At 54.5% G+C, this 13,465-nt stretch carries 11 protein-coding genes; 10 read left to right on the top strand and 1 reads right to left on the bottom strand.

What is annotated here, in order from left to right; translation table 11 throughout:
- From ACWJ62_RS12190 to ACWJ62_RS12215, 6 genes are all read left to right on the top strand, one after another.
- The gene (locus tag ACWJ62_RS12190; protein ID WP_449286422.1) at nucleotides 1-2,121 is read left to right on the top strand and encodes a type VI secretion system Vgr family protein; all 2,121 of its coding nucleotides are present in this window, start codon (nucleotides 1-3) and stop codon (nucleotides 2,119-2,121) included.
- The gene (locus ACWJ62_RS12195; RefSeq protein ID WP_449286423.1) at nucleotides 2,118-2,912 is read left to right on the top strand and encodes a DUF4123 domain-containing protein; all 795 of its coding nucleotides are present in this window, start codon (nucleotides 2,118-2,120) and stop codon (nucleotides 2,910-2,912) included. Before ACWJ62_RS12190 ends, ACWJ62_RS12195 begins: the two co-directional genes overlap by 4 nt.
- Nucleotides 2,912-5,029: a LysM peptidoglycan-binding domain-containing protein gene (locus ACWJ62_RS12200; protein WP_449286424.1), complete on the top strand. Its 2,118-nt coding sequence runs from the start codon at nucleotides 2,912-2,914 to the stop codon at nucleotides 5,027-5,029. Before ACWJ62_RS12195 ends, ACWJ62_RS12200 begins: the two co-directional genes overlap by 1 nt.
- A 12-nt stretch (nucleotides 5,030-5,041) precedes the next feature.
- The gene (locus ACWJ62_RS12205) at nucleotides 5,042-6,001 is read left to right on the top strand and encodes a formylglycine-generating enzyme family protein (protein WP_449286425.1); all 960 of its coding nucleotides are present in this window, start codon (nucleotides 5,042-5,044) and stop codon (nucleotides 5,999-6,001) included.
- Between the two features lie 32 nt (nucleotides 6,002-6,033).
- A complete protein-coding gene (locus ACWJ62_RS12210; protein WP_449286426.1) occupies nucleotides 6,034-6,909 on the top strand; it encodes a hypothetical protein in 876 nt (291 codons plus the stop codon).
- Between the two features lie 841 nt (nucleotides 6,910-7,750).
- A complete protein-coding gene (locus ACWJ62_RS12215; RefSeq protein WP_449286427.1) occupies nucleotides 7,751-7,999 on the top strand; it encodes a hypothetical protein in 249 nt (82 codons plus the stop codon).
- Nucleotides 8,000-8,054: 55 nt separating this feature from the next.
- Here ACWJ62_RS12215 and ACWJ62_RS12220 read toward each other — a convergent pair whose 3' ends face one another.
- Complete coding sequence (locus tag ACWJ62_RS12220) at nucleotides 8,055-8,906, bottom strand: formylglycine-generating enzyme family protein (RefSeq protein ID WP_449286428.1); 852 nt, start codon at nucleotides 8,904-8,906, stop codon at nucleotides 8,055-8,057.
- A 211-nt stretch (nucleotides 8,907-9,117) separates the two neighbouring features.
- Here ACWJ62_RS12220 and ACWJ62_RS12225 point away from each other — a divergent pair, with 211 nt between their 5' ends.
- The 4 genes from ACWJ62_RS12225 (at nucleotide 9,118) to ACWJ62_RS12240 (ending at nucleotide 13,344) form a co-directional block, all read left to right on the top strand.
- Nucleotides 9,118-9,816, top strand: a complete 699-nt coding sequence (locus tag ACWJ62_RS12225; protein ID WP_449286429.1) for a DUF3592 domain-containing protein — start codon at nucleotides 9,118-9,120, stop codon at nucleotides 9,814-9,816.
- A gap of 141 nt (nucleotides 9,817-9,957) precedes the next feature.
- Complete coding sequence (locus tag ACWJ62_RS12230) at nucleotides 9,958-11,061, top strand: AI-2E family transporter (protein WP_449286430.1); 1,104 nt, start codon at nucleotides 9,958-9,960, stop codon at nucleotides 11,059-11,061.
- Nucleotides 11,062-11,161: 100 nt separating this feature from the next.
- Complete coding sequence (locus tag ACWJ62_RS12235) at nucleotides 11,162-12,304, top strand: zinc-binding dehydrogenase (protein WP_449286431.1); 1,143 nt, start codon at nucleotides 11,162-11,164, stop codon at nucleotides 12,302-12,304.
- Nucleotides 12,304-13,344 carry a proline racemase family protein gene (locus ACWJ62_RS12240; RefSeq protein ID WP_449286432.1) on the top strand — a complete coding sequence of 347 codons (1,041 nt, stop codon included), beginning with the start codon at nucleotides 12,304-12,306 and terminating at the stop codon, nucleotides 13,342-13,344. The genes ACWJ62_RS12235 and ACWJ62_RS12240 overlap by 1 nt, the downstream gene beginning before the upstream one ends.
- Nucleotides 13,345-13,465: the final 121 nt, after the last annotated feature.

The following is a 13,465-nucleotide window of genomic DNA, read 5'->3' on the forward strand; positions in this document are numbered from 1 at the left end:
ATGCCCCAGGCAAGTGGATTGCAGTTTACCGCCCGTGTTGGCGGACTCCCCTCTGATCTATTTTCAGTGGTTGGCTTCACACTGACAGAGCGCCTTTCCGAGGTGTTTCATAGTCATCTTGAGCTGGCCAGTACCGACCCATCGATTCAGGCAGCGGAGATCCTGGAGCAACCGGTGGATCTCGTTGTCTGGCAGGACGGCGTGCCGCTAAGGCGTTTCACGGGTGTGGTCAACGAATTCGTTCGAGGCGATGCTGGTCATCGGCGCACCCGTTACGAACTGAATATCCAGTCGCCGCTCTGGCGTCTGGGGCTGATGCACAACAGCCGGATTTTTCAGACCCAAAGCAGCGATACCATTGTGCGTACCTTGCTGGAAGAGCGCGGCATTATCGACTCGGTTTTCGATCTGAAACGCACCCCGGAGCAGCGGGAGTATTGTGTTCAGCATCGAGAAAGCGACCTGGCCTTCCTCGAACGCCTCGCGGCTGAAGAGGGTTGGCATTACAGGTATGAACACGGGAGCGTGGACGGAGACACCCAACCGGCTCTGAGCATCGCCGATCACCATGGCGATGCGCCGAGATTGCCACCCGCTGAGTACAACAGCAAAGCAGGCGGCAGCACCCAGCGCCCGGCGGTGTATCGCTTTCGCTACGAAGAGCGGGTGCGGGTGGCCTCCGTGGCCATGAAGGATTACACCTTCAGAAATCCCGCCTATGCCCTGATGCATGAGCATGCTTCTGGCGATCTGAAGCACCGGGAAGACTACCAGCACTACGACTACCCCGGCCGGTTCAAGGCCGACGCCAGTGGCCAGCCTTTTACCGAAGCCAGACTCCAGTCCCTGCGCAACGACGCCAGTACCGCATCCGGTGAGAGCAACCGCCCGGATTTCAGCGCCGGTGCGAAAGTGGAACTTACCGAACACGACAGTGATAGTCTGAATCGGGATTGGCTGTTAACGTCGATCACCCACACCGGCACCCAGCCCCAGGCACTGGAAGAGGAGGGTGGCAGCGAACCTACCACGTACCACAACAAGTTCAATGCCATACCTGCAGACCTGACCTGGCGCCCCCATACGCAGGACCGCCCGCTGATGGACGGCCCGCAAATCGCGATTGTCACCGGTCCGGAAGGTGAAGAGATTCACTGCGATGAATATGGCCGGGTAAAAGTCCGTTTCCCCTGGGACCGTTACTCAAAAAATGACCAACACAGCAGCGCCTGGCTCCGAGTCAGCCAGGGCTGGGCCGGCGGCCAGTATGGCTTCATGGCCTTGCCAAGAATCGGCCACGAAGTGATTGTCTCTTTCCTGGACGGCGACCCTGATCAACCCATCATCACCGGCCGCACCCATCACATCACCAACACACCTCCCTATGGGCTACCGGAGCACAAAACCCGCACCACCCTGAAAACCAAAACCCACAAGGGCGAGGGCAGCAACGAACTGCGGTTTGAGGATGAGGCCGATCAGGAACAGATCTACGTCCACGCCCAGAAAGACCTGGACCTGCTCACCGAGAACAACCGCACGGAGGTGATTCGGAACGACAGTCACCGCACGGTCGAAAACAACGATTTCAGTCACGTCAAAGGCAATGAGCACCGCACTGTCGATGGCGAACAGCGTGAGTCGGTCGGAAGCGATTACAGCCTCTCCATCGGTGGCAGTCTTCACAGCAAACAGGGCAAAAACCAGCTCGTTGAAGCTGGCACCGAGATCCACCACAAAGCGGGTATGAAAGTCGTAATCGAGGCGGGCGCCGAACTCACGCTCAAAGCAGGTGGTAGCTTTCTGAAGCTGGATCCCAGTGGCGTTACGGTCTCCGGGCCTTCGGTGCGCATGAACTCTGGCGGTGGGCCTGGGAGTGGGAGTGGAGTCTCCACCAATGGGCCTGCACTGCCACGAAGCCTGAGTGAAATTGCCGATACGAATGAACCGGCACAGCTTGCTGAAACCGACACCCGGGCTTTAGCAGGTCCGACTCCAAGTTCGGTGCAGGCCCTGAAAACGGCGGCCAGGAACGATGTTGCACTGGTCAAGCAGTGCGGGCGCAAGCCGGATGGCACCTGCGCCCTCTCATCCTGTTCATGCGAGGGTGTGACCGCATGATAGGGCTGGATGAAACAACCAGGGCGAAGGCCTACATTCTTTTCGACGGTGCATTGTTTGATGCACCGCGCTTCACCTACGAGCATGATGATCAGCCCGAGCTGGAATATCTGTTCTTGGGCACACCACATGAAGCGGCTATGGAAGTAACCCCTTGCCTGGTCAAACCCTCCGAGGGTACACGGCTTTGGCGTGCCCAGTCGGAGTGGCAGGATAAAGCCATTATCCTTTTATCGGATCAAAGCCTCCCCCTTGTGGCGGGCCATTTGCGCAGTTTGCTCAGTGTGCAGATGCCGAATGGGGGATTCTCCTACCTGCGCTATTACGCACCCAAGCAGCTCACGCGGCTGATGTCTGCACTGAATGAGCAGGAACGCGCTCGCTTTAGCGGGCCAGTTAGAGAGTGGCTGGCCTTCCAGCCGAACGGAGAGCTATCCCGGTTCGATTCAGATGGCTCGCAACACTTCAGGAAAGCGGTTGAGGAAGGCTGGTTTCTCCTCACTGAAAATCATGTGGCAGTGCTGTCACAGAGCGCCAGGCATGAATTCGTCGAGAAGTTGGGCCGTTTTCTCGACATCACGGATCGAGCACGGTTGGAGCAACTCATCAATGAGGCAACCGCGCTGGGTTTTCGAACCGAAAAGGAGGTTAGCCGTTACGCCGAGCTGGCTGTGGTTCACGGGGAGCGGATCGAGCTTGCCGAAATCCGCACCATTCTGTCTGACTCTGAGCTCTCGGCTGGCTCACGTCTGAAAGCAGTGGATAACCATTTGGCATACGGAGTTGCCTGATGAATTCTGAATACACCGTTCGCTCCGGCGACACCCTCAGTGTGATTGCACAACGGCATCAAACCACCCTGAGCAGCCTGATGCGGCTTAATCCTGAAATTGAGAACCCGGATCGTATCTTCCCGGGACAGCCGTTCAAGCTGCCAGCGGCCAACGTGGCTGAATTCTCCAACTGCGAAGTGGGATCTGTTGCTCAGGAGCCTTCCTGTTCCGAAGAAATCGTGGAAGTTGTCCATGTAACCGGGTCTGACGAACTGATTCTTCTGACTGAGGCGGAATTGGCGGATTGGGTCGATGAAGAGGAGTTTGTTTGTGGTCCCATCACTGAATTTTACGGGAAGCTTGACGGGCTTGATGAGGGTGAGACCGACTCTGAACTGGGCGTGACTGAGGGCGAAGGGCGGTTGCTGTCGGAAGTACAGGAGGAGAAAGAACGGCTGATAGACGAACTTGAGGCGCGCTCAGTCCTGACCAACGACATGCAATCCATTCCTCCGGTTACTGAAATAAAGCGGTTGGCCGGCAATAAGCACTTCACATTTGTGCGCTCTGACAAGATCGCGAACCACCCTCGCCGGTATTCGATGGCATCGCGAGACAGGGGGCGCAGTAAGGGTTGGCTAACCGAGAACGGCGTAGATCCGGCTAAGCTACGAGATGCTATCCGAAGCGAACTTAACATCAAGTTCAACGCAACCCTCTGGGAGCCGGATAAAAATGGCGCGCTTATGACGACGTTGAACAAGTTTTACGATGAGGCATCCTGGTCCATCTGGGGAGACGCGGAAGCCAGGCGGGAAGCGGTCGATGAAACCGGGTTTGATGCCTCCGCAGAAGCACAGTTCATGCGCTTTGCTGCCGGTGCGGCAGCTTCGGGTGAATTTGATCCGCGCAAGGGGAAAGTGCATTTCCAGGCGAAAGCGGAAGCGCAGTATGCGCTGGCGCAGGGCAAGGTTGGTGTTGAGCAGGCGTTTCCGGTGAATAACCGGTCCGAAATCCGGATTCCTTATCGGGTTGGAGGCTGGGATGGCGAGCGCAAGATTGCGTCGCTCGGCCATTTCCAGGCAGCGATCAACGCCTCGCTGACCGGATTTGCCGGCGCCTCGGCTCTTATTGCTGGAAATGTTCACGTGTCCACCAAGGACGGCCTCCCCACTCTGAAGGGCATTGCTTCGAGGAATAACGGGCAGAAGGCGGGGGCTGAGGCTGGGGTATTCGCAGGCATTCGTGGCGGATGTGAGGTGGCAGGTGAGCTGCGTTGGAAAGACGTACTGACCGAGAAGCGAGAGTGGGAAAGGCTTTGTCGGGTAGGTAAGAAGGTCGAGGCAGCGTTGGGGGCTGGGGCAGAGGCCGAACTCAGGCTGTTATTCAGCCCGGAGACTGGCAAATTTTATGTAAACGCACACGCTGGGCTTGTGCTAGGCGTGGGGCCATCCGGAAGCTTTCTCTTGGAGATCGAGACTCAGAAAGTCATTCGGATGCTCCATTTCGTCTACAACGCACTATTGGATGTGGATTTCAGGTATTTAGAGCTCTTTGATCAAAGTACCGACGCTTTCGAGTGGTATAAACGAATGGGGCTATATGCTTTGGCGAGAGGGTTGTCGGCATTTGAAGTGGCTAACGAGTTTGCTGGTTCTATCGCAAATGAGCTGGCTACATACGCCCAGGAGGTTTTTGTTAATCGTTACCGAGAAAAACAAAGCACTGACATCGCGCAAAACATACTCACTGATCTGCAATTGAAGGAGAATTCCGTTTTCTTGCATGCCCCACCTGAGGTCAAAGGTACGGTTCTGGACAATATTCTTTATGACTGGTGGGTGACACCCGATTTGTGGGATGACGATGACATCAAAATTACGGCTGTTAAGCAGATAATGGAAACTTTCCAGGGGTGGCGCGATTTCGAGGAAACCGTTGTGCGAATGAATCCTGAAGGTTTTGCAATGCAAGAGGAGTTTGACTCGAACGTTGAACGACTTTTTGCGTTCATTGGAAAAAACAAAGCGGATCAGCGCATGTTCATGCTCGGGCTTCAGGGTCAAACAGCAATAGCGGGAAGGCCTGTGAGAATGGATCCTTTCGACGTCTGCCGTATTTGTAGGATTGGCTAAGGAAAACCACATATGGTTCTGAACAATGGTTTGCAGTTGGGGTTGTTGGTGTTGCTTGCAACCTCATTATCTGCTTGTGAGAGGTTTGGTAACGGCTCGGCCGATGCGGTTTCTCGAATCAAGCAAAAAGCGATTGAAAATCTGGTCTTTGTTGACGGAGGTACTTTTAAGTTGGGTGATGTGGGACACCCGAATGGCTCGCCTTATGTAGTTTTAACCGATCATGCTCGGCCTGCTGTCGAGGTTAGTGTCGATAGCTACTCAATCTCCAAATACGAGACAACTTGGGGAGAAATGCATGTCTATTACGAAAAACTTGGACGCTTTTCCTTGTATGAGGGCTCTGTCTATGACGAGAAATTTATCGCCGAACCAAGTGAAGATCCCTTTTCTCCTTATTTTTATCTTAAACCTGCCAGAACGCCAAACTACCAAGAAGCAGAAGGTTACTGCGCCTGGTTAGGCGATCAAACCGGCTTGCCTTTTGCTCTCCCTACGGAAGCGCAATGGGAATTCGCTGCCCGAAGCAGGGGCAGTAATGTTCCCTTCGCCACAAATACTGGCGTTGCAGATAACGATACATATTTGCAGAGGCCCAGGCAGTATATTGATCCAAGTATCCCGCCTTCCGGCAATATGCTTAGCCATTCTTCTCTAGTCATGGAGAGGAGACCTGTTGGTAGTTATCCGCCCAATCCGATAGGACTTCATGACATGTCGGGGAATGTTGCGGAATGGACACAGGACTGGTTTCAGAAGGACTATTATCAGCATGCGCCGCGTAACAATCCCAGAGGTCCGCTGAAACCCATTGACCCAGATAGTCCCGAGAAAACTGTAAGAGATTGGGCTGGCCACGGAGACCACGTAGGTGGCAATGCTACTGTGTTTGCGCGATCCGGTGTGCCTGTTTCCGCTGGCGGCAACGGCTTCCGCTGTGTCGTTAATCATCCGAAGCCAATCAATCGATAAGCTTAGTCATATGAACAGGGAAGTTAGGCTAGATGCAGTATATTGCAGCTTTTTTACTCATACCTTCGACTCTCATTCTTATTAGCTACATTGGAGTTTCGGTTTTTGAAGGTGCCGAGGCATCCTTTCTAGAAATTGAGAATGGAATCCTGAACGTTGGGTTCATGATCGTATTTGCCGTTAGCACCCTGGCCGGTTGGTTGGCGGTTCTCTTCAGTGTTCCTTTCCGGGATAACAATCGAATTACTCTTGTGGGAAAAGGGGTGTCTCTGGGCTTTTTGACCTGGCCTTGGGTTTTTGTTTGGTTATTTTTTGCCGAGCGGATTGCTCTGGCGGCGTGTTTGCTTTCGGGCTGGGTCGGTTTGCTTACTCTGGCAATGCCAGCGTTGAGCGACTCCTCGAATCAGCGATTACCTGCTTTCGGTCTGGTCGCTCTCATGGCGTCTTTTCCGATTGTGGTTAGTCCGCTTTTATGGGCCGATCCACAACCCGATGGGCTGAAAGAGGCTAATTGGGGAGTCTATCACCCGGACTATGAGGTGGAAGAGGGTGAGGAGTTCGTAGCACACTACCAAGAGCATGGGCGGCGCTTTAACAAACAGGCGAGGCTCATCATATCGAAAACGACCATGTTTATGGCTAACCTACTCGGGCAACCTCTCTCCAATACCTTCAATTTTTGTGATTATAACGACAACTATGCGCTGTTCATGAGCTCCTTTGGTGATGGGTGTGCCAGCCAAAAATCGAATAACAGAGGGACTTTGCTTGAAATTGAGTTTTACGAACCTGGCAAGTTGCGTTGTATGAATTGCCGAAAATTCGGTAAGCCGAAGCACTGGGTTATGGTTCAGAGCTTGAGGCAATGGTATTCCTCGATGGAGCCACCAATACCCTATCCTGAATGACGGTTGCTTTCTTGAAGGAACCCGACCACCAATAAAGAATGGGGGTCTGGATTTACCAGACCATTTCATTTCCAAGGTACGCAGGTTTCATCATGGAAGAGTAATTAAAAATTGTGAGTCGGCAGGTGAGAGCAAGCGCCCGCTGATTTCATCGGACCTTGCCACGCCGATATACGGCTTGTTCGGCCTGGGGACCCTGTACACCCAGTACGTGGCTAATCAGATTGTTCTGCGCATCATTCTCGCGGTAATGACCAGCCCGCTACGCTCGCCTCTGGTCAAGAAGGCATACGTTAAGTGGCGGATTCCCCGGATGATCAGTTCTCTTCCGGGTTGGAGGCTAGGATGGGGTGCGCAAGATTGCGTCACTCGGTCATTTTCAGGCTGTGTTTAGTGCCTCGCTTTCGGGTTTCGCCGGTGCTTCGGCTCTCATTGCCGGAAATGTTCACTTGTCCACAGCCGATGGCCCTCCCACCCTGAAGGGAATTGCCTCGAGGAAGAACGGGCAAAAAGCGGGGGTGAGTCAGGCGTATTCGCAGGCATTCGTGGTGGATGTGCGCTGGAAGGTGAGCTGCGCGTGCAAGACGTACTGAGCGAGAAGCGCGAGTGGGATAGGCTTTGTCAAGTGGGGATGAAGGTCGAGGCAGCGTTGGGCGTTAGGGCTGAAGCTGAGCCCAAACTTTTATTCAGTCCGTAGACTAGAAAATTCTACGTAAACGCTCACGCGGGGCTTGTGCTAGGCGTGGGACCATCCCGAAGCTCTCTCTTCATCCACTCATCGTTAGAAACAGAATGGCGACCGCTAGGCTCTCATCCTCCGAATCCACTCGGTATACACGATATGGTAGGTAACGTCTCGGAGTGGACCCGGGATCGATACTATTCCGGATTTGGTCACCTGGGTACCGTTAATCCCGTTGCAGCTGAGCCGAACGAGTCCGAAGCGGATAAGAAAACTGTCCGCGATCGCGCCGGTTACGGCGATCACTCGGGTGGTTTGGCAACGGTCTACGGTCGAAGGGCTGTGAGTATTGACTCTCCAAACCAAGGCTTCCGCTGTGTCGTCAATCATCCAGAACCGATAAATTGAGCGCCCTACAAATGTGGGGAACATTTGAAAAGGCAAGCGTCCTGGGTTCCGGCAGTTAAATTTTTAAGAGGGAGCACCGAAAACCGGTGGATTCATTTGTTGCCCGTTCTATCGCTTTGCGTCTTGTGACTGTTGTGTTCCCTGAGAAGTCTCTAAAATCGCCGCCTCGGAGAATCCTGTAGGGGTCTTCGCTCCACCTTTCTATAACTGGGCTCTCGGGTCCCATCGGGTTATTTATGGGGGAGCGCTCATAGTAATCGGCGTGATAATAATCTCTTGCCCATTCAGCAGCATTGCCCGACATGTCGTACAGGCCAAGCAGGTTCGCGGGGTAGCTTCCTGGCGGTTCAGGGAGTAGCTTTCTTTGCTCTCGGAACCGTGATGGACGCTCCGCCATCGTTACGCCCTCTTCCGCATGTCCGTTTGCAGTCGCATAGCGCAACATTTTGCCGCCGCCTCGGGCTGCATATTCCCACTGTGCCTCGGATGGAAGTCGAATATTTTCATCAGTTTGAGAACCTAACCATTTGCAAAATTCCGATGCATCCATCCACGATACGACTGCCGGGAAGTCTGATTGGAAGCGATCCGGAGCATTATCTCTAAGGTTTTCGTAAGAACTGTTAGAGTGTTCGTAATCGGTCATCGCCATAAACAGCTCAAAGTCCCCCTGAATAACCTCGTACTTCTGAATGTAGAAATCGTCCAGAACTACTTTATGCGGTGGCCAGCTATCCTTGCTTCCGTCCCACCCCCCAGGATTCCCCATCATAAACTCCCCACCTTCGACAAAAACCATGGCGTCCATCTGACGCTGAATCATGTCTTTTGCCTGGGACTCGTAATAAAGGCTACAACCGGAAAGGGCAGAAGTGACAACAAGAGAAGAAAAAACGAGGTAACGCATGCTTGCTCCGTGCAATGGGGTTAACACTCCATGTGTTGGGGATATTCTATCAACTTGCTTGGAGCAACAGAATTACCATAGAGATGGTTTGTATGGATTGGAGGAACCGCGTCTCATCTTGTGACTTTCAAGCCTTGTCGATTCGAGTATAATTCCGGCTTCCGAAAACAGGGCGTTTTCGGGCAAGGAAGCATTCTTCAAAGGAACTGATATGAAAACCTTCAACGCGCTGCGGGTGATTTTTTCACTCGTGGGTGTCGGCATGCTTGTCGGCGCCTTTTTCTCTTTCCAGAGCACTTCAACCTTTCTTGAAACCGCGACAGCCAAGCCAGGTGTTGTTACCGACCTGATTCGATCACGATCCAGTGATTCCAATGCCTACTATCCACTCGTCCGCTTTGAAGACGATCAGGGCAGGCTTACCGAGTTTCTCTCGTCCAGCGGCAGCAATCCTCCCAGCTACAGTCGAGGTGAGACGGTTCGTGTGTTGTTCATGCCCGGCAATGCGGAATCTGCGAGAATCGACGGATTCTTTTCGCTGTGGGGAGTTTCCCTGATCGTAGGCGGTTTGGGCGGCGTTTTCTTTGCCGTTGGAGCGGGTATGTTCGTTGTGCCGGCTGTCAGAGACAGTGGCGCGGCCAAGCTTCGCAAAACCGGGCAGCTGGTTCAGGGTATGTTTCAGGGTGTCGAAAAGAACCAGATGATCGTAATGAACGGAAAAAGTCCCTATCAGATCGTGTGTCAGTGGCAGAATCCGGTCACTTCCGATATTCATGTCTTCAGGAGTGGCAACCTCTGGTTTGACCCATCGGAGCATATCCAGAGCGACTCGATTCCTGTCTTTGTCAATCCGACAAACCCCAAGCGGTATTGGGTGGATACCTCCTTTTTGCCAAAGATGGCGAGCTGATCGGGCGCTGAATACGACTCAAGTGAACCCCGCGTAACCCTCTCCCGGGTGCGCTCGCGCCATGGTGAAGGTAGACTGACCGTTTTTAACACTGGCCTGGAGTTACCGGGCCAGCTTTTTTCACGGTATACAGGCTTCATCATGGACGACCAATCCACAAATAAGGAACCGGCGGGCGAGAACAAGCGCCTGCTGATTTCATCGGATCTTGCCACGCCGATATACGGTTTGTTCGGCCTGGGCATCCTGTACACCCTGTACGTAGCTCACCAGATCGTCCTGCCGATCATTCTCGCGGTAATGACGAGCCTGCTGCTCTCGCCCCTGGTCAAGAAGGCATACGTTAAGTGGCGGGTTCCCCGGATGATCAGCTCCCTGGTGTTTGTGCTCCTGGTGCTCGCCGGCATCGTCGGAATTACACTGGCGGTCGCGACGCCTGCCCTCAAGTGGGTTGAGGAAGTGCCCCAGGGGATATCGAGGCTGCTGGTCGGCGAGAGCGAAATCAGTCGCCAGATCGCCAGAGTCTCGGAGTCTGCGGAACAGGTTGAAAAGTCCGTTGAGGAGCTTTCGGAGTCAGAACGGCAACAGCCAACGGCGGTTGTTCTGCAGACGGACTCCTGGCGCAATCAGTTGATGACCAAAGCCCGGAACGGCATCGCTGGCCTGGCGCTGGCACTGGCATTGACCTATTTCCTGTTGGTGAGCGGTGATCGCCTGATCAAGAATTTCGTGCGTCAGCTCCCCATTGACCAGCGGAAAACAGTGTTGCGGATAACCCATGATTCCCAGCACCAGATCGCTCAGTATCTTGGTGTTCTCGGGCTGAGTAATCTCGCCGTGGGTACCACTACGGGATTGATATGCTGGGGTGTCGGGTTGCCGGATCCAGCGGTCTGGGGACTGGTGGCAGGTCTTGCCCGCTTTATTCCCTACCTCGGCAATATCCTCTCGATATCCCTGCTCACCATAGTGTCGGCAGTCAGCCTGGACGAACTCTGGATGATGGCTATTGCCCCTCTGGGATTCCTCGGTTTGACCACGCTCGTGGGGTTGTTCATTGAACCCTGGATTCATGGCTTTCGAATGGCGATCAATCCGGTGATCATCTTCGTCTCGATCTTCTTCTGGGGCTGGCTCTGGGGGCCTGTAGGTGTGCTTCTGGCGGTACCCCTGATGACGGTCATCCAGGTGGTACTCAAGCAGATTCCCAAGTTGCGTCCGGTTTATAAAGTGATTGCCAGGTAGTCTGGTAATGGATACCCGCAACACGAACTGACACGCCCGGTAAACTCACCTATCCTCTCTGAATACCCGCAATTCAGCAGACAGGGAGGATCGCCTGCCCATGATCCCGCATACCATGAAAGCCATGGTTCTTACCGGTCACGGTGATGTCGATAAACTCGACTATCAGGATGTGCCTGTTCCTGCGCCCGGAGCCGGCCAGGTGCTTGTGCAGGTTACGGCAACGGCGAAGAACAACACCGACCGCAAGGCACGGGAAGGGCTATATCCCACCAAGAAGGGCGAAATGACATCCTTTCAGATGGGGGGCAAGCCCACGCTGGTTTTTCCACGGATTCAGGGTGCGGACATAGCCGGGCGTGTCGTGGCCTGTGGTGACGGTGTGGACGAGTCTCGCATCGGAGAGCGTGGACTGCTGGATTTCAACATCTACGCCAACGACCGGCGGGACATAAACCTCACGCCCGATTACTTCGGCCACGGTGCCGACGGCGGTTACGCCGAATATGTGGCGCTCCCGGCAGATCAGTTCCATCACATTCCAAACGCCGAACTGGCGGACGCCGAAGTGGCCTCCATGGGGATGTGCTCCTACCAGACCGCCATGCACATGGTCACGTCGGCCAATATCAAAGCCGGCGAAAGGGTGCTGGTTACCGGTGCCAGCGGCGGTGTTGGCACGGCTTTGATCCAACTATGCCGGATCATGGGGGCCATTCCCTACGCTTTAAGTAAGCAGGACAAGGCGGCAGCTCTTCTGGCGTTGGGCGCTGAGGCCGTGCTGGATCGGTCCGATATGGACAGCTTTGTGGATCGTGTGAAAGTGGAAACCGGTGGCAAGCCTATCGATGCGGTCATGGACCTGGTTGGCGGTGAGATGACCGATGTGTTCATCGACACCATGATCTTTGATATGAACGCCCGCAGCACCTACCCGCGTCTCAGTATTGCCGGGGCTAGCGGCGGCAACATCAGCGAAATCCTTTGGACCCGGATCTACCTCTACCAGGTACAGATTTTCGGAGTATCCCATGGTACCCGGGAAGAGGCGGAACAACTGATGGCATGGATCCGGGGAGGGCAACTGAAACCGGTCCTGCACGGCGCTTTTCGGCTCTCTGATCTGCACCGGGCAGAAGAATATTTTGTGAACCGGGGTAGTAATTATCTCGGCAAGATCGTGATCGTTCCCGACTCACAATGGGAAGAACACGGCCAACTCTGGTCCCTGGAGAGCGCTTGATGAAACCCGAACTGACCATTCAGCTGATGGATACCCATGCCGGCGGTGATGTCAGCCGGATCGTGACTGGTGGCATTGATCCGTTGCCGGGCGATACCGTTCGGGCGCAGATGGAGTACCTGCGGGATGATGCCGATGGCTTGCGCCGACTGCTCTTGGAGGAGCCTTACGGTGTGCCGGAGATGTCCGTGGATTTGCTGGTGCCGCCAACCGATCCCCAGGCCGCCGCTGGTTACATCATCATGGAGGTGATGGGCTACCCGATCTACTCGGGCTCCAATACCATTTGCACGGCCACCGCAGTACTCGAGTCGGGCATTGTTCCGAAAAAAGAGGGTAAACAGAACTTCATCCTGGAATCTCCCGCGGGCCTGGTTCAAATCGAGGCGACGGTGCACGACGGCGTGGTGGAAGCCATCACCTGTGAGGGGCTGCCCAGCTATATCCACACCTACAAGGCGACCATCGACGTTCCTTCGCTTGGCGAGATCACCTACAGTGTTGCTTACAGCGGCGGCTTTTATGCCCTGGTTGATGCAGCCAGCATGGGCTTCGATCTGACCCTGGACGAAGAGCGCAAACTGGCTGAAACCGCCCACGCCATTGTCGAGGCCATTCGGGCCGAAGGGGGCTTTTCCCACTACACCCTAGGTGATGTCGGGCCCTTGCCGTTCCTACACTTCATGGGCCCTGTGGAACAGGTCGCCGAGGGCTATTACAGGTCCCGGTCCGCAACCTATGTGCACCCGGGCGTAATCTGCCGGAGCACAACAGGCACGGGCACCTCGGCCCGCCTGGCGTTGATGAACTACGAGGGCAGCATAAAGCCGGGCGACAAACTCGAAACCGTTTCCCTGAGAGAGACCGGTTTTATCGGGGAATTCACCTCCGTCGAGGAAGAGGGCGAGTACCAAGTGATCAAGAACAGCATCACTGGCAAGGGCTATGTCATTGCCCGCTCCGATATTGTGGTCAACTGCGATGATCCCATGGTTGAGTGCGGATCATTGCACCACATTCTGTCCAGCCGCCATACCTGAAAAATTAGGCCCCCCAATCCTGAGGTCCTTTCCGGATCGCTTTTCCGTGCGCGGCGGGCCCGCTGCGCCCGGTTTTTCACCCCATAAAACCAGGCAGATTTCTTCCTTTTTGGTCTAAAGT

This window comes from Marinobacter sp. PE14 (genome assembly GCF_053566155.1).